Below are 20,073 nucleotides of genomic sequence, written 5' to 3'. Positions count from 1 at the left end.
GGCTGCCCAAAGGCTCTATCTGGCGGACCGGAACACGGGATCGCCGGAACATGTCCCGCTCAAATTGATCTGGCGCGCTAGCCACAAACAGCGGAAGAGAACCTTGTCTGGACCCGTCACACGTTTTCTCGGCGACAGCCCGCTGCGCATCGCGCTCAAGCTGATCGTGGTGTCCTTCCTCGTCGGCATCGTCATGAGCACTTTCGGATGGTCGCCGATGGACGTCTTTTACGGCATCCGCGACTTCTTCATCGATATCTGGCGCATGGGCTTTTCGGCCATCGACCGCTTCCTCGGCTACCTGCTCCTGGGTGCAGCGATCGTCATACCGGCCTTCCTGATCCTGCGGCTCATCAGCTATCGGCGCTGACGGCCGGTCTGCCGGCAAATTCCGCCGCCGTGGCAAACAGCGTCGCATGGCGTTCGGCGAGCGCCGGCACGTCCTTGGCATAGCCGCCGCCGATGACGCCGCAGACGGGGACCCCGCGTTCGTTGAAAAAGCCGATGACGGCGCTGTCGCGGGCCATGAGCCCGTCGTCCGAGAGCGCCAGCTTGCCCAGCCGGTCGTCGGCATGGGGATCGACCCCGGCATTGTAGAAGACGATATCGGGGCGGGCATAGTCGAGCAGCAGCGGCAGGATTTCGGCCACCTTGGCGAGATAATGGGCGTCGCCGGTGCCGTCGGGCAACGCGATGTCGAGATCGGAGGGGATCTTGCGCACCGGGTAGTTCGTCGCGGCATGCATGGAGAAGGTGAAGACGCGCGGCTCCCTGGCAAAGATGTCGGCCGTGCCGTCGCCCTGATGGACGTCGAGGTCGACGACGAGGACGCGGCGCACCACGCCTTCGGCAATCAGGATGCTCGCCGCCACGCCGACATCGTTGAACGTGCAGAACCCCGCGCCATGGGCGCGCTTGGCGTGATGGCTGCCGCCGGCCGTGTTGCAGGCGATGCCGTGGTGGAGCGCCAGGCGGGCCGCCAGTAGCGTGCCCGAAGAAGCCAGATGCGCACGCCGCGCGACGCGATCGTCGACGGGAAAGCCGATTTCGCGCTCGATCTGCGCCGGCACGCTGCGCGATAAGACCTGGTCGACATAGGTTGTGTCATGGGCCAGCGCGAGCAGCTTCGGCGCAAGCGGCTGCGGTACGTGAAGCGCGGCCTCCTCGACCAGTCCGCGCTGGCGCAGCGCCTCCATCAACAGGCTGTACTTGCCCATCGGGAAACGGTGATGGGCCGGGAACTTCGCGTCATAGTCGGGATGGTGCACGATCGGGAGAGCCATGACTGACAGCTAGGTAGCGCATGGCCCGAGGAAAAGGCCGCGATGGCACTATTGTGGCCGCCGGCCTGGCTGATTAGAAATCACGGTCTTTTGCCGTGCCTGCCGGTGCGGTCGCAACCGGGTGTGGGTTTTGCAGACAATCGAGGACATACAGGCCGAAGGAGCGGTGCAAAAACGCGAGGCGCAGCGCGCCTTTGCGGTGACAAACCGGCTCGTCCTGTCGATCGCCGTGCCGATGACGCTCGCCTATCTGACGACGCCGCTGCTCGGGCTGACCGATACGGCCGTCGTCGGCCAGTTCGGCGATGCCGCGCTTCTCGGCGGGCTCGCGGCCGGGGCGATCGTCTTCGATCTCGTCTTTTCCACCTTCAACTTCCTGCGCTCCGGCACGACCGGTCTCGTCGCGCAGGCCTTCGGACGCGGCGACGCGCGGGCCGAGCAGGCCTGGTTCTGGCGCGGGCTCGTCGTCGCCATATTGAGCGGGTTTGCCTTCATCGCCGCCGCGCCGCTGATCGCCGGGGCGGGCGCCTGGTTCATCGACGGCGGCCCGGACGTGACCGCGGCGTTGCGTGGCTACGTCTTGATCCGGCTTTTGTCGTCGCCCTTCGCGCTCGCCAATTACGTCATACTCGGATACGTGCTCGGCCGGGGCGAGGGCTATCGGGGCCTGTTTCTGCAGGTCATGCTCAACGGTGCCAATATCGCGCTGTCGATCTGGCTCGGACTCGGGCTCGGCTGGGGCCTGGAGGGCGTCGCCTGGGGAACGGTCGGCGGCGAGCTGTTCGCCTTCATCGTCGGCATGGCGATGCTTTGGCGCCGTTTCAGGCGCCTGCCGCGGCCGCGCCGGGCCGAACTGCTCGACCGGACCGCGCTTATGGCCATGTTCGCGATCAATCGCGACATCATGATCCGTTCCTTCGTGCTCCTGTCGTGCTTTGCGCTGTTTGCCCGGCAGGGCGCGCAACTGGGCACGGTGACGCTGGCAGCCAACGCGGTGCTGATGAACCTCTTTCTCGTCGCGTCCTATTTTCTCGACGGGTTCGCCACGGCCGCCGAGCAGTTGGCCGGGCGCGCGCTCGGCGCGCGCCACAAGCCGGCCTTCGTCAGCGCCGTCTGGCACTGCTCGGTCTGGGGCTTCGTCTTGGCCGGGCTGGTCACCGTGGTCGGCCTCGCCTTCGGCGATCAGCTCATCGCATTCCTCACGACGGCTGAGGACGTGCGCGCGCTCGCCACGCAATATCTCCCCTGGGCGGCGCTGACCGCGGTCTCGGGCGTGCTCGCCTTCCAGATGGACGGTGTCTATATCGGCGCCACCTGGTCGCGCGAAATGCGCAACCTGATGCTGGCCTCCTTCGCGCTGTTTCTGGCGGCGCTGGCCACGCTTCCCGCCTGGTTCGGCAATGACGGGCTATGGGCGGCGCTGCACGTCTTCCTGTTGGCGCGCGGGCTGACCCTTCTGGCTGCCTTGCCGCGCAGGCTCGGCCGAATCTTCGGCTGAGCAGCGTCAATCGATGGGCGTGTCGGCCCATTTGTCGACATGCGCGTCGCGGATCTCGGCGATCGAGCCGAGCCCTTCTCTGGCCGCAAAGCGTGACAATTCGCCGACGATCCTGCCCGGCAGCGACGGGCCCGCATAGATCATGCCGGTATAAAGCTGCACCAGGTCGGCGCCGGCGCGGATCTTCTCAAGCGCTGTAGCGCCGGACTCCACGCCGCCGACGCCGATGATGGCCCGCTTGGGCCCGAGCCGCTTGCGCATGCGGGCCAGAATTGCCGTGGAGCGGGCAAAGAGCGGCCGGCCGGACAGGCCGCCGGCTTCGCTGGTCAACGCCGTCGATTTCAATCCGGCCCGCGACAAGGTGGTGTTGGAAACGATCACGCCATCAATGCCGTGCGCCTCGATTTCGGCCGCGATGTCGTCGAGATCGTCCTCGTGCAGGTCCGGCGCGATCTTCAAAAAGACCGGCACGGCGGGATTGGAAGACGCGGCGCGTGCCGCCGCCACGCGCGACAGGAGCCCGGCAAGCTCCTCGCGGCCTTGCAGATTGCGCAGCCCCGGCGTGTTGGGCGAGGAGACGTTGACGGTCAGATAGGAGGCGAGGGCGGCGAAGCGGGCAACACCTGCCTCGTAGTCGGCGATGCGATCGGCGGCGTCCTTGTTGGAGCCGATATTGATGCCGACGATGCCGGGCCGCCCGCGCCGGGCGGCAAGCCGCGCGAAGGCCGCGTCATGGCCCTCATTGTTGAAGCCGAGCCGGTTGATCACCGCGCTGTCGGCCGTGAGACGGAAGATGCGCGGCTTCGGATTGCCCGGCTGCGGCTTGGGCGTCAGCGTGCCAACCTCGGCAAAGCCGAAGCCGAACGCCAGGAGTGCGTCGGGCACCTCGGCGTTCTTGTCGTAGCCCGGCGCCATGCCGAGCGGGTTGGGGAAGTCGAGGCCCGCCACGCGCACGGCCAGCCGCTGGTCGTCAGAAGATCGCGGGCACGGCACGAGGCCCGATTTCAGCGCCTTGATCGACAGGCCATGCGCGGTTTCGGGATCGAAGGCGAAGAGGGCGCGCTGCCCGATCCGATCCAGAAGTCCGTTCATGGCTGAAGCGGCGGAAAGACGTGGCGGCCGTCCTCGCCGAGCGGCAGGGGCTTGACCCACAGCGCGAGCGCCGGGTCCAGCGTGGCGTAGAGATGCGGAAACAGCGCACCGCCGCGCGAAACCTCGTATTTCAGCGCCTTGCCCAGCCTGTCGCCGTCGACCGCGACGAGCACCAGTCCGCCCTGGCCGGCAAAGTGCTTTGCCGCCGTTTCGACAGCCTGGCCGGCGGTGGAGAAATGGATGAAGCCGTCGGCAAGGTCGATCGGCGCGCCTTTGAAGACGCCGGCCTCGACGGCCGACTGCCACATTGCCTCGGGACAGATCTTGTAGATGGTGGAGCTCATGGCCCGGGCAATAGCGGCAAACGGGCCCAAGGGGAAGGGGTGGCTCGCTGGTCACGCGGAACGATTGAACGTCCTGCACAAAATGTCTGCATCAACCGACTGGTCTGCTATGGTGTGGAAACGAGGCCACAGGGCCCAGCCAACCGGGAAAAAGGCCAATGCATTTCAGATCCATCATCGTGATATCCGCCACCCTTGCATTCGGCGTGGCGACGGCTTCGGCGCAGGACAGCGGTCGGTATCAGCTTGAAAAGACCAACGAGGGCTATGTCCGCATGGACACCGAGACCGGCCAGATGTCGATCTGCGAGGAGCGCTCGGGTCAGCTCGTCTGCAAGCTTGCCGCCGACGACCGCGATGCGCTGCAGGACCAGATCGAGGCGTTGCAGGACGACGTCGCCGCGATCGACAAGCGGCTGAGTGCGCTCGAGGGCGAGACGCCGGCCACCAACGACGGGCTTCCCACCGAAGAGGAATTCGAGAAATCGATGAGCTACATGGAGCGCTTCTTCCGCCGCTTCATGGACATCGTCAAGGATTTCGACGGCGCGCCCGAGAAAAGCACGCCGCAGGAGGGGACGCCCGAGAGGACCTAACCCTGGCTTGTCTGCGGCAGCGCCACGGTCTTGCGTGTCGTCAGGTCGAGCACGACGGCGACGACCTCGCCGGTGGCGATCGGCGCGTTGTCGCAAAACCTCACGATCTCGTGGCGCAGGCGAAACGTCTTGCCGCCGGGCGTCGAGGGCACCGAATATTGCACCAGGGCATCACCGGCCAGTGCCGGCCGGTGATGGGTGATCTTCATCTCCAGCGCCACGCGCCCGTAATTTTTCTCGCGTAGCCAGCCGGTGCCGATGCCGGCCAGTTCCCACACGAATGGCGCGCCGTCGGAGAAGCGGGCGACGTGGAATTGTTCGAGCATCTCGCCCCGGGCGTTGCATTCGCCGGGTTGCACGATGCAGCGATGGCTCGCCAGCCCGCCGGCGCGGAGCATCTCGTCCGGCGTCTTCGCTGTCGCGGCAACGAGGTCGAGGCTGCGCGGCAGGGCTTTCTCGATCTCCGCCTCTTCGACGGTGGCGCCGGGCACGGGCAGCGGATCGCTGTCGAGCGCGGTGGCCGAAAGCGCACCCGTCTCGGTGCTTTCCATGAGATGGACCGGGCACCCGGCATGGGGGCCGGCGGCCACGGTGGCGGAGCGGATGCGGGTCGTTGCTGCCGCGTGCAACTCGCCATGGTAGCGCACCAGCCGCACGCGCGGCGGCGCGCCGTCAAACGCTCCGTTCGCCGTCATTGCGGCGTGGAAGCGCGCCGCCTCGTCGAAGCGCTTCAGATAGAACTGGACGTTCATATGGGCGTTTTCATCGCATTCCCACGTGTTGACGAAGGCGCGGTGTGTTTCGACGAAGCTGTCCATCGGGGGCGGCTCTCCGGACGGTTTGCGGCATGGCCGACGCAAGCTGCGCACTTGAGCATCGGCGGACCGCTTTATGGCGCGTCTCTGTGCGGAATGGAAATGCCGGCCGGCAATGTTCTGTGGGTATCGCCCGACGCTGCTCTGCGCCAGGCAGACACAATGGCGGTTTCAGCTTTTCACAAGCCGTCGAAGCGAGCTCCGGGGATGTCCGCGGTCGCGGTGGCAACGATCAGCGAGATGAGGAACAGCCCGCACGCCACATAGAGCGTGCCCAGCGCATAACGGCCGTAGATCTCGCGCAGGATCGTGCCGAAGACCTTTGCCGATTGCGGACCCGACGGTCGGCTCTTCTCGTCGAGATGGAGCCACACCTCGGTGTTCCTGGGATTTTGCGACGGCGCGAAAATGGCTTTCCACAACAGGACCGCGGCCATCAGGAGCATCATGTGCGCCCCGGAGCGGAAAACCGCCACCGGATCATAGGCAAATCCGATCATCGCGCAGCCGATTGCCAGCGTTCCAAAGAATACGGCGCGACCGACGCAGATGATGGCGACCTGCCTGATGCGATCCATGGCAAGGACCCTACCGACGAATATGCCTGCACGTCCTTCGACAGAGACTATGTGGAGCGGTGCTCGGGCGGAGCAAGTCACATTTTGCGCCAGCGGCGATTTTGCCGTCCGGTGCGCAGGTTGCGCCGGCGCATGCCGCATTGCGCTTGAAATGCGGCGGTATCCCCGCATAATCAGGTCAGACAGGCCAAAAGCAGATAAAAAACGTTTCCTGGGGGAGGAAATCCAGTGCCGTCAGGCTGCAAATTTCTGATCGCGGATGATCATCCGCTGTTTCGTGGCGCGCTCAAGCAGGCGCTGGCCGGGTTCGACGCTCCCGAGATCATGGAGGCGGGGAATTTTGCCGACACCAAGTCGCGCGTGCTGAAGCACGACGACATCGACCTGGTGCTGCTCGACCTGACCATGCCGGGTACGAGCGGCCTGTCGGGGCTCGTTGCCTTGCGTGCGCTCAACAGCGCCGTTCCCGTGGTCGTGGTCTCGGCGCATGACGATGTGGAGACGATCCGCCGTGCGCTCGGCCTTGGCGCGTCGGGCTTCATTTCCAAGTCGGCCAGCATGGAGGAAATCCGCCGGGCGGTCGATGTCGTGCTCGAGGGAGGCATCTTTGCGCCGCCGCAGGCCGAGCTCGGCACGGAAGCCGATCCCCTCGTTTCCGATCTGATCCAGCGCCTGCACACACTCACGCCGCAACAGGCGCGTGTCCTGAGCATGATCGCCGAGGGCCTCCTCAACAAGCAGATCGCCTATGAGCTCGACGTGTCGGAAGCCACGGTCAAGGCGCATGTGTCGGCCGTGCTGCAGAAGCTCAACGTCGACAGCCGCACTCAGGCGGTCATCCTGTTGTCGCGGATCGGCAGCGAACCGATGCAGCCGACTGCGCTTTAGCTAGACATGTCCCGCTCAAACGGAATCGTTTGAGCGAAAGGTACATGTTCCAGCCTATTGATCTGGTGCGCATAACTTTGCTTCAATCGTTTCCGTTTGAAGCGAATGCGCGCCAGGGGGTGACCCTTGAGAGGCCTCTCGCGAAGTCCCTACTCAGCCGCGGTCGCCAGCTTGCGGCAGCGCGACAGGACGGCGCGCAGGGCGGCGGGCTTGACCGGCTTGTTGACGACTGGAACCTCGAACCGCGCCGCGGCCTCGCGCACTTCGTTCGACCGGTCCGCCGTCAGCAGAACGGCCGGCGTCTCGTTGCCGAAAGCCGCGCGCATCGACATGATGACGTCGAGCCCATTTTCGCGATCCAGGTGATAGTCGGCGAGGATCACGTCGGGCCGCTGCGGCGCGTCCGATCCCCCGGCTGTAAAATCGGGCAGGCCAGCGTAATTGTGCACGTCGCACCCCCAGCCCTCCAGCAGACGACGCATGGCGTCGAGAATGCGCGGATCGTTGTCGATGCAGATGACCTTCAGGCCGTGGAGGGAGAAGGCAGATCCGTGCTCGGCATGGGCCGGGCCGGGGGCTTCTGTGGCAATCGCTTCGGCCACCGGAAGGATGACCGAAAAGCGTGTGCCGCGTCCCTTGTGCGACTGCAATTGTATCTCCAGGCGCAAAACGCGGGCGATGCGGTCGACGATCGACAGGCCGAGGCCCAGGCCCTGGGCTTCCCGCGCGCCTTCGTCGAGCCGGGTGAACTCGCGGAAAACCGTGTTGAGCTTGTCGCCCGGTATGCCGATGCCCGAATCGAGAACCTGGATCTCGACCAGTTCGCCGCGCCGGCGTGCACCGACCAGCACCCGGCCTTTCGGCGTGTATTTGATCGCGTTCGATACCAGATTCTGGATCAGCCGGCGCAACAGGTTGCGGTCGGTGGAGACTGTGAGCGAGCAGGGCACGAAACTCAGTTCCAGCCCCTTTTCTTGCGCCATGGGCTGAAAATCGGTCGCGATCTGGCGCAGCAGCGCCTCGAGCCGGAAGGTGGAGACGACGGGCTTCATTGCGCCCGTGTCGAGGCGTGAAATGTCGAGCACGGCCCCGAGGATGCCCTCGACGGATTCGAGCGAGGACTCGATGCTGACGGCCGTTTCGCCGAGCGCACCGGTGCCCGTCTTTTCGATCAGCGTCGAGCAATAGAGCCGTGCGGCGTTGAGCGGCTGCAGGATGTCGTGGCCGGCGGCGGCGAGAAACTTCGTCTTGCCGAGATTGGCCTCCTCGGCGATCGTCTGCGCCTGCGCCAGTTCCTCGTTGACGCGCATCAGTTCGGCTGTGCGGCTTGCCACGCGCTGTTCCAGCGTCTCGTTGGCCGCCTTCAGCGCAAGATCGGCCTGGACGCGCGCCGTGATGTCGGCATAGGTCGCGACGATCCCGCCGTCGGGCATCGGATTGGAACGCAGTTCGATGATGCGGCCAATGGTCTTGAGTTCCAGTTGCCACGGCTTGCCGAAGGTCGTCATGCGCTCCAGCGTCGCCGCCTCACTGCCATGGGCGATGTCGCCGCGGACGGCCAGATGCTCCAGGATCTGCCCCAGCGAGACGCCGACCTGGCCCAGTTCGTCCGGCAAATCGAACAGCAGGCGGTACTGGCGGTTCCAGCATGTCAGCCGGAAATCGGGGTCAAAGACCGTGATGCCCTGTTCCATCTGGTCGAGCGCGATCTGCAGCAGGTCGCGATTGTGCTGCAGCGCCTCGGAGGCGTCGTCGAGCAGGCGGAAGGCGTCCTTGGCCGTGCGGTCATGGCGCTGGAAGAGCAGCGAAAGGATGAGCCGGGCCGAGGACGAGCCGACTGCGCTGGTCAGCAATTGCTCCGAAAAGCGGATGAGCGCCATGCTGGCCTGCTCGTTGCCGGCGAGCCGCCGGCCCTCGCGGCGCATATAGGTTTCGAAGGACCGTTCCGTGCGCTCGACGCCGAGATAGCGCGCGATCGTGTCCTTCAGGTCGTTGACCGTCACCGCGGTGCGGAAGCGGCGCAGGCTCGGCATCGGGCCGACCTCGCGCGGCACGAAGATCGACGCCTGGATGCGCTCCAGCGGCAGGGCCGGGCGCGACAGCGAGCCGAGCACGAAGCCGCCCGCATTGACGAGCATGCTCCAGAACACGCCATGCGTCAGCGGTTCCGCCTCCAGCCCGAACAGGGCCTGTGGGCGCAGCGCCTCCAGGCCGAAGAGGCCGTGGACGACGAGCGGCAGGTCCGCCGGCGCGAGCGAGGGAAACAGAAGCGTGTAGGCCCAAACGCTGATGCCGCCGACCATGCCGATGATGGCGCCGCGGGCGTTGGCGCGGCGCCAGACGAGACCGCCGAGGAAGGATGGTGCGAACTGGGCGATGGCCGCGAACGACATCAGCCCGATCGAGGCGAGGCGTGTGTTGCCGGTCGATTCGCGGTAGTAAAGGAAGGCCGCGAAGAGGATGAAGATGATCGCCGCGCGCCGCACGTTCAGGATGAGGTTCGACCAGTCTTCCTTGTCGCGGCTGTCGGCCATCAGCATGCGGCGGAACAGGAGCGGGATGACGAGATCGTTGGAGATCATGATCGCCAGCGCGACGCTGGCGACGATCACCATGGCGGTCGCCGCCGACAGGCCGCCGATGAAGGCGGCCATGGCAATGAAGTCGTGGCCGGTGAGCAGGGGCAGCGACAGAACGTAGAGGTCAGCGCTGGTGCGGTCACCGACCACCGCCAGTCCGGCAAAGGCGATCGGCAGCACGAAGAGATTGATGAGCACCAGATAGGCCGGGAACACCCAGGTCGCCTTGCGCAACTCGCCTTCGCCGCGGTTTTCCACGATCATCACGTAGAACTGGCGTGGCAGCATGATGATGGCGAAGGCGCTCAGCATGGTCATGACGAACCATGTGGCGGGCGTGGTGGGGTAGGAGGACGCCGCCTCGACCTGCGGATTGCCGCTGATCGTCTCGATGAGCCCGGCCGGGCTGCCGAACAGGAAGAAGGCGACAAGGCCGCCTATGGCCAGGAAGGCGGCGAGCTTGACCACCGATTCCACCGCCACGGCGAGGATGATGCCGTCCTGGTGTTCTGTGGCATCGGTGTGGCGGGTGCCGAAGAGCACGGCAAAGGCGGCCAGCAATGCCGCGACCAGCAGCGAGATGTCGCCCAGAATGAAGTCGAGCTTGGGTGGGGCGCCATTGTAGTGGGTCACCATCAGGTCGACGGAATCGGAGATCGCCTTGAGCTGCAGCGCGATATAGGGCAGGGCGCCGACCGTGGCGATGATGGTGGCGATCGAGGCCACTGCGAAGCTCTTGCCGTAGCGCGCGGCGAGAAAATCGGCAATCGAGGTGATTCGCTCGGCCTTGGCCAGCCGGATGATGCGCCGCAAGAGCGGAAAGCCGAACAGGAAGACCAGGATCGGGCCGATATAGATGGTCAGGAATTCCGGCCCGCGCTCGGATGCCAGGCCGACAGAGCCGAAGAAGGTCCACGACGTGCAGTAGATCGCCAGGCTGAGTGAATAGATATAGGGCCGGAGCCGGCTCGGCTCGCCTCTCGCGGCACGCCGGTCGCCGATGCTCGCCACGGCGAACAGCATGGTGACATAGGCGATCGCGATGATGACGACGACCCAGCCATGCATGGACAATGATTCCTCCCAACCGGCAGACTATGTCGCAGATCGCCGCCATGGCAATCCACGCTGCGGGACATTAGACAGTATCGGTCGCACCCGGACGCCCAGTCGATGCGACCTCGGTGCAACTTCCACGTTTCCTTTTGTCCCGGCGCGGCTATAAATTCGGTAGTCGCTGGCGCAATTTGGAACGCCAACCGGGATGAAAAGGAAAGGCCATGTCCATGCTGAAGGAATTCCAGGAATTCGTTTCCAAGGGCAATGTGATGGATCTGGCGGTGGGCGTCATCATTGGCGGTGCCTTTGGGCTGATCGTCAAATCGCTGACCGACGATATCATCATGCCGCTCGTCGGCGCCATCTTCGGCGGTTTCGATTTCTCTAATTATTTCATTCCCTTGTCATCGCAGGTTACAGCATTGAGTCTGGACGCGGCGCGCGAGCAGGGCGCAGTCTTCGCCTATGGCAGCTTCCTGACCGTCGTCATCAATTTCCTTATTCTTGCCTGGATCATCTTCCTGATGATCAAGTTCGTGAACAATCTTCGCCGCAAGCTGGAAACGGAGAAGGAGGCGCCCGCGGCCGCACCGCCGCCAGCCGATGTCCAGCTTCTCACCGAGATCCGTGACTTGCTTGCCAAGGGCAAGTAATCCGGCTTTTCTCGACAGTTTAGCGCCGGCCGCCGATTTGGCCGCGGCCGGCTCCCTCCCCATTGCGTCAAACGGTATTGTGTATGTCCCTTATCGACCATCTTCGCCTGGACGCCCGCCAGGCCCCTGAAAGCGGTATTACCGAAATCATGGATCATGGGCGCGGGCGCGAGGGACTGATTCCGCTGTGGGCCGGCGAGGGCGACCTACCGACGCCGGACTTCATCTGCGAGGCCGCCACGGCGGGAATGACCGCCGGCGAGACCTTCTACACCTGGCAGCGCGGCATTCCCGAATTGCGGCAGGCGCTGGCCGATTATCACGCGCGCCATTTCGGCCGGGCATTCGCTCCCGAGGAATTTCTGGTCACCGGGTCGGGCATGCATTCCATCGTGCTGGCGCTGCAAGCGACGGTGGGGGCGGGCGAGGAAATCGTCTATCTCTCGCCTGCCTGGCCAAACCTTGCCGCCGCGGCCGGCGTCGCCGGCGCGCGACCCGTGCCGGTGGTGCTGGAACGTTCGGACAATGGCTGGTTTGTCGATGTCGACGCGATCGAGGCGGCGATCACGCCGAAGACGCGTGCCATCTTCGTCAATACGCCATCCAATCCGACCGGCTGGACGGCCGATCCCGACACGCTGAAAGCCATTTTGGACGTCGCGCGTCGTCACGGTCTGTGGATCGTGGCTGACGAGATCTACGCGCTGTTCCATTATTCCGGCGGACGGGCACCCTCCTTTTACGACGTCATGGAGCCCGAGGATCGCGTCCTTTTCGTCAACAGCTTTTCCAAGAACTGGGCGATGACCGGCTGGCGCATCGGCTGGATGCGGATCCATCCCGATTTGCAGCGCGTGTTCGAGAACCTCGTGCAATATTCCAACTCGGGCGTGCCGGCCTTCCTGCAGCGCGGTGCCGTGGCGGCGCTGGAAAAGGGCGAACCGTTTATCGCCGAGCAGGTTTCCCGCGCCCACCGTGCGCGCGACATCGTCGCCCGCGGGCTCGCGGCCACCGGCCGGGTCCGATTCACGCCGCCGGCCGGCGCGTTTTACATGTTTTTTGCCGTCGACGGTCTCACCGATTCGCGCCGCGCCGCGCTCGATATCGTCGACAAGGCCAATGTCGGCCTGGCGCCGGGCACGGCCTTCGGCCCGGGCGGCGAGACCTGCCTGCGGTTTTGCTTCCACCGCCGTCTCGATCAGGTGGAAGAGGCGACCGAGCGTCTGGCGCGGTGGATTGAAGGGCTGTGATCAGGATGGCGGCGCCGAGTGGGGGGTGTCAGGCTCGAAGCTGATCCGCAGGCGCATGCCGGTGGCCTGCGCAAATTTCTTGAGGGTGCGCGTCGACGGAAGCGACCCGCCCCCCTCGAGGCGCGCGATCACGGCCTGGGTTGTTCCCATCGCCCTGGCGACCTCTTCCTGGGTCATATGTGCCTTGGCCCGCGCATCAAACAGCGCTGCCGCTACGGCGAATTCTTCTTCCATGGCATCGTACTCGGTCTTGAATTCAGCGTCCTTCATCCATTTTTTCTTCAGTTCCTTCAAACTGGTCATTTGACCTCCTTTGCCCGTTTCAGGGCAATCTCGATTTCCCGGCGCGGCGTTTTTTGGGTTTTCTTGTGGAAAACGCGAACAACCACAACGCGCTTACCCTTCACCGCCACATAGGCCGCACGGGCGATACCATCTCGGCCCTTCATCCGCATTTCCCAGATGGGGCCGTCCAGATGTTTCACATAGGGTTCGTGGACGTTCTCAAGTCCTCTCGATTCGATCAGTTCGCCAATCCAGAGGAACTTGGCTCTTATATCGCGTGGTAACGCCTCCAACTCTTCGTCGACGCGCCGATCCAGTGTTTCAACCGTCCACCCCAATTCGACAATATATCATATTTGCAATATTTGTCGACATTGCTCGCGGCTGTGAAGCACGGCGGCCGAATAACCCACACCCACACAGCTACGCTGCTTGTGCAGATCCGATCTGGTGTCGGGAAGGCAATGATGCACCATCTTTTGCCCGACGGACCGGCGCCCGTGATCGAAAATAGAACATCTGTGGACGTTTCGCGCAGCAATGCGGCACAAATGACAATCTTGCTGGGTGGTTGGAACGGGCCAAGTGTTTGATCTTTATGGTGCTGCCGGAGAGATTTGAACTCTCGGCCTCTCCCTTACCAAGGGAGTGCTCTACCCCTGAGCTACGGCAGCCCTTCCCGGAACGCGGCGGACTTCTGACATATTGGATTGGCGAGCGCAAGCACTGTATGACATATCCGGTGCGATGCGCGAGGGATTTCACTGCGTGCGTCTGTCGCCGAAGATGGATAGGTTGGAATGACGAGCGAAAAGGACAGGCAGGAAACGCAAAAGCAGCGCCGCAATGCGCGCCTGGCCGAGCAGTTGCGGACCAATCTGCAGCGCCGCAAGGGGCAGGCGCGGGCCCGGCGCACGGGCGAGGCCGACAAGCGGCAGGGGATCGATCCTGCCGCGGGGAGTGATCCGTCTCCGTCCGAAAAGGGCTGAGGTCTTCGTTTTGAGACCTGATCGGCCGAATCTGTCCCGTCGCCCGAATTTCGCCGCCTTGCGCGGCCCACAAAGGCGCGCGCCGTTTCTTGAATGGCGGGGACAATTCCACTAGACGACGGCTTTTATGCCGGACTTTGGCAAGGCGGGGCGGCGGAAGGGGACACCATGGATCGAATCAGGATAGTCGGCGGCAATCCGCTGAGCGGCGCCATTCCCATCTCGGGCGCCAAGAATGCGGCTTTGCCGCTGATGATCGCCTCGCTTCTGACCGACGATACGCTGACGCTCGACAATGTGCCGCGTCTGGCCGATGTCGAGCAGCTTATCCGCATTCTCGGCAATCACGGTGTCGACTATTCGGTCAATGGCCGCCGCGAGAGCCAGGATTCGGGCTATTCGCGCACCATCCATTTCACCGCGCGCACCATCGTCGACACCGTTGCACCCTATGAACTCGTCTCCAAGATGCGCGCCAGCTTCTGGGTCATCGGGCCGCTGCTTGCGCGCATGGGCGAGGCGCGCGTGTCGCTGCCGGGCGGCTGTGCCATCGGCACAAGGCCGGTCGACCTCTTCATCGAGGGCCTGCGGGCGCTCGGCGCCGATATCGACATCGACAATGGCTATGTCGTCGCCAGGGCAAAGAAGGGGCTTGCCGGCGGGCGCTACCGCTTCCCGAAAGTGTCGGTCGGCGCGACCCATGTGCTGATGATGGCGGCGACGCTCGCCAAGGGGCAGACGGTGCTCGAAAACGCGGCCCGCGAGCCTGAGATCGTCAATCTCGCCGACTGCCTCAACGCCATGGGTGCAAAGGTTTCCGGCGCCGGCACGGACACGATCACGATCGATGGTGTGGCGTCGCTTTCCGGTGCGCGCCATCGCGTCATTCCCGACCGCATCGAGACCGGAACCTATGCCATGGCGGTTGCAATGACCGGGGGCGACGTCGTTCTGGAAGGCGCGCGCGCCGACCTTCTGGAGGCGGCCCTCGACGTGGTGGCGCGCAGCGGCGCCGAGATCAGCCAGACCAATGAGGGCGTGCGTGTGACGCGCAACGGCGCCGGCATCGCGCCGGTCGATGTCGTCACCGAACCCTTCCCCGGTTTCCCGACCGATCTGCAGGCCCAGTTCATGGGCCTGATGACCATGTCGACCGGCCAGGCCACGATCACCGAGACGATCTTCGAAAACCGCTTCATGCACGTCCAGGAACTGGCCCGGCTCGGCGCCAGGATCAGCCTTTCCGGTCAGTCGGCGGTGGTCGAAGGGGTCTCGAAGCTCAAGGGCGCGCCCGTCATGGCGACCGACCTGCGCGCCTCGGTCTCGCTGGTCATCGCCGGCCTGGCGGCGGAAGGCGAAACGGTGATCAACCGCGTCTACCATCTCGACCGCGGTTTTGAGCAGCTGGAGGCCAAGCTGTCGCGCTGCGGGGCAACGATCGAGCGGCTTTCCGAATAGGGCGCGCCGCCCGGGGTGCCCGGGAACCTACCATTCGGGCGGCTGCGAGCCGGTTTTGAAAGGCGTTGGATCGGCATATCGCTTCCATGAAGCGATGAACCGGTCGAGGTTGCATTGCGAAACGCGGCAAGAGCGCATAACACAGGCTCGAAGCCAACCGCAGCGGAAGCGCCGATGGAACCTCTCAAGCTGGCAGCTCTCGACGCCGACGATTTGCAGGTCATATCTGCCCATGTGCAGGATGCCGTTGCACGGGTCGAGGACATCGACTACCGGCCGGGCGAGAAGCGCTTCCTGCTCCCTATGAACCGCTTCGTGTGGAAGAAGAAGCGCTCCTTTTTCCGGCTGCGCAACGAAAGGCGGCGCGCCGTCCTGCATGTCGACCGGGTTCTGTCGGTCGCCACGGCCGGCATCGACCGCTCCAAGCCCGACGACGTCCTGTCGCTTCTGGCAATCGAGTTCAGCGAGACCGAGGCGCCGGCCGGCACCGTCACACTGATCTTTTCGGGCAATGCCGCGATTCGCCTCGAAGTCGAATGCATCGAGGCGCGGCTGGCCGATCTCGGTGCCGCGTGGGAGACATCGTCGCGGCCCGCTCACGACATTTGAGAAAGACGCACATGGCCACCACGCTCCATCATCGCGATTCCGATTTCGAGGCGCGCTTCGCCGCCTTTCTGTCGACCAAGCGCGAAGCGTCGGCGGATGTCGATGACGCCGTGCGCGCCATCATCGCGCGCGTGCGCGCCGAGGGCGACGCGGCCCTGATCGACTATACGGCGCGTTTCGACCGGTTCGACGTGGCGCGTTCCGGGCTCCGCGTGAGTGAACAGGAGGTCGAGACCGCCCTGGCCGCTGCCGATCCCGAAACGGTCGAAGCGCTGACACTGGCGCGCGACCGCATCACCGCCCATCACGCCCGCCAGCGCCCGGCCGACGAGCGTTATGCCGACGACCTCGGTGTCGAGCTCGGCTCGCGCTGGACGCCGATCGACGCAGTCGGCCTATACGTGCCGGGCGGCACGGCGAACTATCCGAGTTCAGTGCTGATGAACGCCGTGCCGGCGAAGGTGGCCGGCGTGGAGCGCGTGGTGATGGTCGTTCCGACGCCAGATGGCGTGCTTAACCCGCTGGTGCTTGTCGCGGCCCGGCTGGCCGGCGTTTCGGAGATATACCGCATCGGCGGTGCGCAGGCGATCGCCGCGCTCGCCTATGGCACCGAAACCGTGCATCCCGTCGCCAAGATCGTCGGGCCCGGCAATGCCTATGTCGCCGCGGCCAAGCGGCAGGTCTTCGGCACGGTCGGCATCGACATGATCGCCGGGCCGTCCGAGGTGCTGGTCGTCGCCGACGGCGACAACGATCCCGACTGGATCGCTGCCGACCTTCTGGCCCAGGCCGAACACGACGCTGCCGCGCAGTCGATCCTGATCACCGACGACGCAGCCTTCGGCCAGGCGGTGGAGGGCGCGGTCGAACGCCAACTGAAAAGCCTGACGCGCGCCGGGCGGGCGGCGGACAGCTGGCGCGACTACGGCGCCATCATTGTCGTCGACAGCCTCGATGCCGCGCCGGCGCTTTCCGACCGGATCGCGCCCGAGCACCTGGAACTCGCCTTTGGCGACGCCGAGGCGATGCTGCCCAGCTATCGCAATGCCGGCGCCATCTTCATCGGCCGCCACACGCCGGAAGTCATCGGCGATTATGTCGGCGGCTCCAACCACGTTCTGCCGACGGCGCGCTCGGCGCGCTTTTCTTCCGGGCTATCGGTGCTCGACTTCATGAAGCGCAGCTCGATCCTGAAGCTCGGACCGGACCAGTTGCGCGCCCTGGCGCCGGCGGCCATCGCGCTGGCCGAGGCAGAAGGGCTCGACGCCCATGCCCGTTCGCTCGCCATCCGGCTCAACTTGTAGGACGGTTGCCGATGTCGGGAGGCCTGCCGAAAGACCGTCTGATCGATGTCGAACTCGACGAGTCCATCGGCCGGGCAACGCCCGACATCGAGCATGAGCGAGCGGTGGCGATCTTCGACCTGATCGAGGAAAACAGCTTCCGGCCGGTCGGCCACGGAGAGGGCGGTCCCTACAAGCTCGGGCTGTCGCTTGTCGATTCCAAGCTCGTCTTCGCCATCAGCCGCGACGACGGCGCGCAAGTGGTGACGCATATCCTGTCGCTGGCGCCGTTCAGGCGCATCGTGAAGGACTATTTCCTCATCTGCGAGAGCTATTACGAGGCGATCCGCACCGCCACGCCGAGCCAGATCGAGGCGATCGACATGGGCCGGCGCGGGCTGCACAATGAGGGCTCACAGACGCTCAAGGAGAGGCTGGCGGGCAAGATCGAGGTCGATTTCGACACTGCGCGCCGGCTCTTCACCCTGGTCTGCGTCCTGCATTGGCGCGGGTGATGAACGCGGCGCCGGGGCAGCCGCGGGAGCCGGGAGCGCCGCTTGGCGGCGAAGGCGACAAGCCGCCCGGCTCGATCCTGTTCGTGTGCGGCATGAACGCCATCCGCTCGCCGATGGCCGAAGCGCTGGCGCGCCGGGACCTGCCGTCGACGGTCTTCGTGGCCTCGGCGGGTGTGCGCGCCGGAGAACGCGATCCCTTCGTCGATGCGGTGCTGGCCGAATGGGGCCTCGGCCTGGCCGAGCGCCAGCCGCGCACGCTGGACGAGCTGGAGGACGACTATTTCGATCTCATCGTGACCCTGGCGCCGGAGGCCCATCACGCCGCACTCGAACTGACGCGATCGATGGCCGTGAACGTCGAATACTGGCCGATGCCCGATCCGTCGATCGTCGGAGGAACGCGCGAGCAGATTCTCACAGCCTATCGCGATCTGCGCGATCGGCTGGCCAAACGCATCGCCGGGCGTTTCAAAGTCTGACTCGGGGTCCGACTTGGGCTGACTTGAGCCTGAGCATGCGAGACGAATATGCGTGTTCACAAGGATCACATTATCATATAGGTTCCGCGCAAACTCCGGCGGGCAGCGTTCCCGCCAGGTCACGTTCAACGAAAAGGTACCGAATGCCGAAGGAAGAAGTCCTGGAATTTCCGGGCACCGTCACGGAATTGCTCCCCAATGCGATGTTCCGCGTCAAGCTCGAAAACGATCACGAAATCATTGCTCACACCGCCGGACGCATGCGCAAGAACCGCATCCGCGTGCTGACCGGCGACAAGGTGCTGGTCGAAATGACGCCCTATGACCTGACCAAGGGCCGCATCACCTATCGTTTCAAGTAAGCCATTGGCGGCACGAGTCGGCGATTCTCACGTGGCGGCAGGAAATCGATGAGCGTCTTCCAGAAGCTGGTGCTTGCCTCGGGGTCTCCGCGACGCGTCGAACTGCTCCAGCAGGCGGGCATAGAGCCCGACCGGTTGCTGCCGACCGACATCGACGAGACGCCGGCGCGTTCGGAACATCCGCGCTCGCTCGCCAAACGCCTGGCAAAGGCCAAGGCGGAGGCCGCGGTCGATGCGTTGAAACGCGAAGCCGAAGCCGAGGCCGCCTATGTGCTGGCCGCCGACACGGTGGTCGCGGTCGGCCGGCGTATCCTGCCCAAGGCGGAAATGCTCGACGAGGCATCGAACTGCCTCAGGCTTTTGTCGGGCCGCGCGCACCGTGTCTATACCGGGGTCTGTCTGGTCGCGCCGTCCGGCAAGCAGCGCCAGAAGCTCGTCGAGACGCGCGTGCGTTTCAAGCGGCTGTCGCGCGAGGAGCTGGAAAGCTACCTGGCCTCCGGCGAGTGGCGCGGCAAGGCCGGCGGTTACGCCGTGCAGGGGCTGGCCGGAACCTTCGTGGTCAAGCTGATCGGCTCCTACACCAATGTGGTGGGACTGCCGCTCTACGAGACCGTGGGGCTTCTTGCCGGCGAAGGCTACAAGGTGCATTTCAACTGGCTGTCGGGCACCCGCGTCGCCTAGCGCGCATTCGCTTCAAACGGAAATGTTTGAGCGGGACATGCTTTAAGCGGTGAACCGATCCAGGACGAACGGGAATGAGCATGACGACGGATCCAACTGCCAAGGTCACGCCGCTGCGCCCAAAGATCGGCTGCCCCGAATGCGGCAAGCCGTCCCTGCGCGAGACCTATCCTTTCTGCTCCAAGCGCTGCAAGGACATCGACCTGAACCGCTGGCTGTCGGGGTCCTATGCGATCCCGGGCGAGCCGCTCGACAGTTCATCGGAAGCGGAGGATTAGATCGGCGCCTCGCCAGGCGGAAGCGATGGGCGATCCCGCTTTGTGCACGCGCTGCGCGCGCCATAAGGGCGGCGAAGCCGCGGCAATCCACTGCTTGCCGGGCGGCAAGAAGGAGGGATGATCTTTTCTGTCGGAAATATGCCGTCGCGCGCTGGACAGGCTAAAATCTCGTGCTATAACCCACGCGCTTTCGGCGGACCGGACGGACGTTCCGAAACGCTTCGGACCCGCTTGCCGCGGTCCTGCCCAGGTAGCTCAGTTGGTAGAGCAGCGGATTGAAAATCCGCGTGTCGGTGGTTCGATTCCGCCCCTGGGCACCATCAATTTTCCAAGAAAATTCAAATTGTTGCAGACATTAGGCAGGCATTCGAGGTGACATCACAACGTTGCCGGACGTGGCACAGATTCTGCTGGCGATACGGAAGAGGTAAGCCCGGAGGGGGGCGTCAAGGCCGGCGATTGCGGAACTCTATCGCGCGTTCGCTTCAAACAGAAACGT

Annotated in this window: 23 protein-coding genes and 2 tRNA genes; 16 read left to right on the top strand and 9 right to left on the bottom strand. The window is 64.6% G+C overall.

The window, feature by feature from the left end:
* Positions 1 to 103 precede the first annotated feature (103 nt).
* Positions 104 to 370: a DUF6460 domain-containing protein gene (locus tag GM909_RS18755; protein WP_157018674.1), complete on the top strand. Its 267-nt coding sequence runs from the start codon at positions 104 to 106 to the stop codon at positions 368 to 370.
* Here the strand turns inward: GM909_RS18755 and GM909_RS18750 are convergent.
* Complete coding sequence (locus GM909_RS18750) at positions 354 to 1,283, bottom strand: histone deacetylase family protein (protein ID WP_157018672.1); 930 nt, start codon at positions 1,281 to 1,283, stop codon at positions 354 to 356. The genes GM909_RS18755 and GM909_RS18750 overlap by 17 nt on opposite strands.
* A gap of 139 nt (positions 1,284 to 1,422) precedes the next feature.
* On the opposite strand from GM909_RS18750, the gene GM909_RS18745 reads away from it, so the two are divergent.
* Entirely contained in the window at positions 1,423 to 2,781 is a 1,359-nt protein-coding gene (locus GM909_RS18745) for an MATE family efflux transporter (protein WP_235911969.1), read from the top strand.
* Between the two features lie 6 nt (positions 2,782 to 2,787).
* Here the strand turns inward: GM909_RS18745 and GM909_RS18740 are convergent, their stop codons facing one another.
* The gene (locus GM909_RS18740) at positions 2,788 to 3,873 is read right to left on the bottom strand and encodes a quinone-dependent dihydroorotate dehydrogenase (RefSeq protein ID WP_157018670.1); all 1,086 of its coding nucleotides are present in this window, start codon (positions 3,871 to 3,873) and stop codon (positions 2,788 to 2,790) included.
* On the bottom strand, positions 3,870 to 4,217 hold the full coding sequence (locus tag GM909_RS18735; protein ID WP_157018668.1) for a DUF952 domain-containing protein: 348 nt from the start codon (positions 4,215 to 4,217) through the stop codon (positions 3,870 to 3,872). Before GM909_RS18735 ends, GM909_RS18740 begins: the two co-directional genes overlap by 4 nt.
* A gap of 158 nt (positions 4,218 to 4,375) precedes the next feature.
* Here GM909_RS18735 and GM909_RS18730 point away from each other — a divergent pair, with 158 nt between their 5' ends.
* Positions 4,376 to 4,813 carry a hypothetical protein gene (locus GM909_RS18730; RefSeq protein ID WP_157018666.1) on the top strand — a complete coding sequence of 146 codons (438 nt, stop codon included), beginning with the start codon at positions 4,376 to 4,378 and terminating at the stop codon, positions 4,811 to 4,813.
* Here GM909_RS18730 and GM909_RS18725 read toward each other — a convergent pair.
* Positions 4,810 to 5,631 carry an acyl-CoA thioesterase gene (locus GM909_RS18725; RefSeq protein WP_157018664.1) on the bottom strand — a complete coding sequence of 274 codons (822 nt, stop codon included), beginning with the start codon at positions 5,629 to 5,631 and terminating at the stop codon, positions 4,810 to 4,812. The two genes, GM909_RS18730 and GM909_RS18725, sit on opposite strands and share 4 nt — an antisense overlap.
* A gap of 176 nt (positions 5,632 to 5,807) precedes the next feature.
* On the bottom strand, positions 5,808 to 6,206 hold the full coding sequence (locus GM909_RS18720) for a hypothetical protein (protein WP_157018662.1): 399 nt from the start codon (positions 6,204 to 6,206) through the stop codon (positions 5,808 to 5,810).
* Positions 6,207 to 6,434: 228 nt separating this feature from the next.
* Here GM909_RS18720 and GM909_RS18715 point away from each other — a divergent pair, with 228 nt between their 5' ends.
* On the top strand, positions 6,435 to 7,094 hold the full coding sequence (locus GM909_RS18715) for a response regulator transcription factor (protein WP_157018660.1): 660 nt from the start codon (positions 6,435 to 6,437) through the stop codon (positions 7,092 to 7,094).
* 149 nt (positions 7,095 to 7,243) lie between these two features.
* On the opposite strand, the gene GM909_RS18710 is transcribed toward GM909_RS18715, so the two are convergent.
* On the bottom strand, positions 7,244 to 10,741 hold the full coding sequence (locus GM909_RS18710; protein ID WP_157018658.1) for a PAS domain-containing hybrid sensor histidine kinase/response regulator: 3,498 nt from the start codon (positions 10,739 to 10,741) through the stop codon (positions 7,244 to 7,246).
* 218 nt (positions 10,742 to 10,959) lie between these two features.
* Here GM909_RS18710 and mscL point away from each other — a divergent pair, with 218 nt between their 5' ends.
* Both mscL and GM909_RS18700 read left to right on the top strand, forming a co-directional pair.
* Complete coding sequence (gene mscL, locus GM909_RS18705) at positions 10,960 to 11,385, top strand: large conductance mechanosensitive channel protein MscL (RefSeq protein ID WP_157018729.1); 426 nt, start codon at positions 10,960 to 10,962, stop codon at positions 11,383 to 11,385.
* 83 nt (positions 11,386 to 11,468) lie between these two features.
* A complete protein-coding gene (locus tag GM909_RS18700; protein WP_157018656.1) occupies positions 11,469 to 12,635 on the top strand; it encodes a pyridoxal phosphate-dependent aminotransferase in 1,167 nt (388 codons plus the stop codon).
* On the opposite strand, the gene GM909_RS18695 is transcribed toward GM909_RS18700, so the two are convergent.
* The 3 genes from GM909_RS18695 to GM909_RS18685 form a co-directional block, all read right to left on the bottom strand.
* Complete coding sequence (locus GM909_RS18695; RefSeq protein ID WP_157018654.1) at positions 12,636 to 12,938, bottom strand: helix-turn-helix domain-containing protein; 303 nt, start codon at positions 12,936 to 12,938, stop codon at positions 12,636 to 12,638.
* The gene (locus GM909_RS18690; RefSeq protein ID WP_157018652.1) at positions 12,935 to 13,258 is read right to left on the bottom strand and encodes a type II toxin-antitoxin system RelE/ParE family toxin; all 324 of its coding nucleotides are present in this window, start codon (positions 13,256 to 13,258) and stop codon (positions 12,935 to 12,937) included. The genes GM909_RS18695 and GM909_RS18690 overlap by 4 nt, the downstream gene beginning before the upstream one ends.
* A gap of 261 nt (positions 13,259 to 13,519) precedes the next feature.
* A tRNA-Thr gene (locus GM909_RS18685) sits at positions 13,520 to 13,594 on the bottom strand.
* Positions 13,595 to 13,720: 126 nt separating this feature from the next.
* Between GM909_RS18685 and GM909_RS18680 the strand changes: the two genes are divergently transcribed.
* The 10 genes from GM909_RS18680 (at position 13,721) to GM909_RS18635 (ending at position 19,894) form a co-directional block, all read left to right on the top strand.
* Positions 13,721 to 13,909 (top strand): hypothetical protein, encoded by a 189-nt coding sequence (locus GM909_RS18680; protein WP_157018650.1) that lies wholly within the window; start codon positions 13,721 to 13,723, stop codon positions 13,907 to 13,909.
* A 168-nt stretch (positions 13,910 to 14,077) separates the two neighbouring features.
* Positions 14,078 to 15,367 carry a UDP-N-acetylglucosamine 1-carboxyvinyltransferase gene (gene murA / locus GM909_RS18675; protein WP_157018648.1) on the top strand — a complete coding sequence of 430 codons (1,290 nt, stop codon included), beginning with the start codon at positions 14,078 to 14,080 and terminating at the stop codon, positions 15,365 to 15,367.
* Between the two features lie 174 nt (positions 15,368 to 15,541).
* Positions 15,542 to 15,976 carry a DUF2948 family protein gene (locus GM909_RS18670; protein ID WP_157018646.1) on the top strand — a complete coding sequence of 145 codons (435 nt, stop codon included), beginning with the start codon at positions 15,542 to 15,544 and terminating at the stop codon, positions 15,974 to 15,976.
* An 11-nt stretch (positions 15,977 to 15,987) separates the two neighbouring features.
* Positions 15,988 to 17,280: a histidinol dehydrogenase gene (gene hisD / locus GM909_RS18665; protein WP_157018644.1), complete on the top strand. Its 1,293-nt coding sequence runs from the start codon at positions 15,988 to 15,990 to the stop codon at positions 17,278 to 17,280.
* Between the two features lie 11 nt (positions 17,281 to 17,291).
* Positions 17,292 to 17,774, top strand: a complete 483-nt coding sequence (locus tag GM909_RS18660; protein WP_157018642.1) for a UPF0262 family protein — start codon at positions 17,292 to 17,294, stop codon at positions 17,772 to 17,774.
* Positions 17,774 to 18,253: an arsenate-mycothiol transferase ArsC gene (locus GM909_RS18655; RefSeq protein ID WP_157018640.1), complete on the top strand. Its 480-nt coding sequence runs from the start codon at positions 17,774 to 17,776 to the stop codon at positions 18,251 to 18,253. Before GM909_RS18660 ends, GM909_RS18655 begins: the two co-directional genes overlap by 1 nt.
* 143 nt (positions 18,254 to 18,396) lie before the next feature.
* Positions 18,397 to 18,615 carry a translation initiation factor IF-1 gene (gene infA, locus GM909_RS18650; protein WP_157018638.1) on the top strand — a complete coding sequence of 73 codons (219 nt, stop codon included), beginning with the start codon at positions 18,397 to 18,399 and terminating at the stop codon, positions 18,613 to 18,615.
* 48 nt (positions 18,616 to 18,663) lie between these two features.
* Positions 18,664 to 19,296, top strand: a complete 633-nt coding sequence (locus GM909_RS18645; protein ID WP_157018636.1) for a Maf-like protein — start codon at positions 18,664 to 18,666, stop codon at positions 19,294 to 19,296.
* 74 nt (positions 19,297 to 19,370) lie between these two features.
* Positions 19,371 to 19,574: a DNA gyrase inhibitor YacG gene (gene yacG, locus GM909_RS18640; protein WP_157018634.1), complete on the top strand. Its 204-nt coding sequence runs from the start codon at positions 19,371 to 19,373 to the stop codon at positions 19,572 to 19,574.
* A 244-nt stretch (positions 19,575 to 19,818) separates the two neighbouring features.
* Positions 19,819 to 19,894 (top strand) — tRNA-Phe (locus GM909_RS18635).
* The last annotated feature ends 179 nt before the right edge of the window (positions 19,895 to 20,073 follow it).

This window comes from Mesorhizobium xinjiangense (assembly GCF_009749525.1).
Lineage (GTDB): Bacteria > Pseudomonadota > Alphaproteobacteria > Rhizobiales > Rhizobiaceae > Mangrovimarina > Mangrovimarina xinjiangensis.
Note: the sequence above shows the minus strand (reverse complement) of the source record. Positions and strands in the feature narration are given on the sequence as shown.

Coding starts and splice junctions, on each gene's coding strand:
- GM909_RS18750 (WP_157018672.1), bottom strand. CDS start 1,283: ATGGCTCTCCCGATCGTGCACCATCCCGACTATGACGCGAAGTTCCCG.
- GM909_RS18740 (WP_157018670.1), bottom strand. CDS start 3,873: ATGAACGGACTTCTGGATCGGATCGGGCAGCGCGCCCTCTTCGCCTTC.
- GM909_RS18735 (WP_157018668.1), bottom strand. CDS start 4,217: ATGAGCTCCACCATCTACAAGATCTGTCCCGAGGCAATGTGGCAGTCG.
- GM909_RS18730 (WP_157018666.1), top strand. CDS start 4,376: ATGCATTTCAGATCCATCATCGTGATATCCGCCACCCTTGCATTCGGC.
- GM909_RS18725 (WP_157018664.1), bottom strand. CDS start 5,631: ATGGACAGCTTCGTCGAAACACACCGCGCCTTCGTCAACACGTGGGAA.
- GM909_RS18720 (WP_157018662.1), bottom strand. CDS start 6,206: ATGGATCGCATCAGGCAGGTCGCCATCATCTGCGTCGGTCGCGCCGTA.
- GM909_RS18710 (WP_157018658.1), bottom strand. CDS start 10,741: ATGCATGGCTGGGTCGTCGTCATCATCGCGATCGCCTATGTCACCATG.
- mscL (WP_157018729.1), top strand. CDS start 10,960: ATGCTGAAGGAATTCCAGGAATTCGTTTCCAAGGGCAATGTGATGGAT.
- GM909_RS18700 (WP_157018656.1), top strand. CDS start 11,469: ATGTCCCTTATCGACCATCTTCGCCTGGACGCCCGCCAGGCCCCTGAA.
- GM909_RS18695 (WP_157018654.1), bottom strand. CDS start 12,938: ATGACCAGTTTGAAGGAACTGAAGAAAAAATGGATGAAGGACGCTGAA.
- GM909_RS18680 (WP_157018650.1), top strand. CDS start 13,721: ATGACGAGCGAAAAGGACAGGCAGGAAACGCAAAAGCAGCGCCGCAAT.
- murA (WP_157018648.1), top strand. CDS start 14,078: ATGGATCGAATCAGGATAGTCGGCGGCAATCCGCTGAGCGGCGCCATT.
- GM909_RS18670 (WP_157018646.1), top strand. CDS start 15,542: ATGGAACCTCTCAAGCTGGCAGCTCTCGACGCCGACGATTTGCAGGTC.
- hisD (WP_157018644.1), top strand. CDS start 15,988: ATGGCCACCACGCTCCATCATCGCGATTCCGATTTCGAGGCGCGCTTC.
- GM909_RS18660 (WP_157018642.1), top strand. CDS start 17,292: ATGTCGGGAGGCCTGCCGAAAGACCGTCTGATCGATGTCGAACTCGAC.
- GM909_RS18655 (WP_157018640.1), top strand. CDS start 17,774: ATGAACGCGGCGCCGGGGCAGCCGCGGGAGCCGGGAGCGCCGCTTGGC.
- infA (WP_157018638.1), top strand. CDS start 18,397: ATGCCGAAGGAAGAAGTCCTGGAATTTCCGGGCACCGTCACGGAATTG.
- GM909_RS18645 (WP_157018636.1), top strand. CDS start 18,664: ATGAGCGTCTTCCAGAAGCTGGTGCTTGCCTCGGGGTCTCCGCGACGC.
- yacG (WP_157018634.1), top strand. CDS start 19,371: ATGAGCATGACGACGGATCCAACTGCCAAGGTCACGCCGCTGCGCCCA.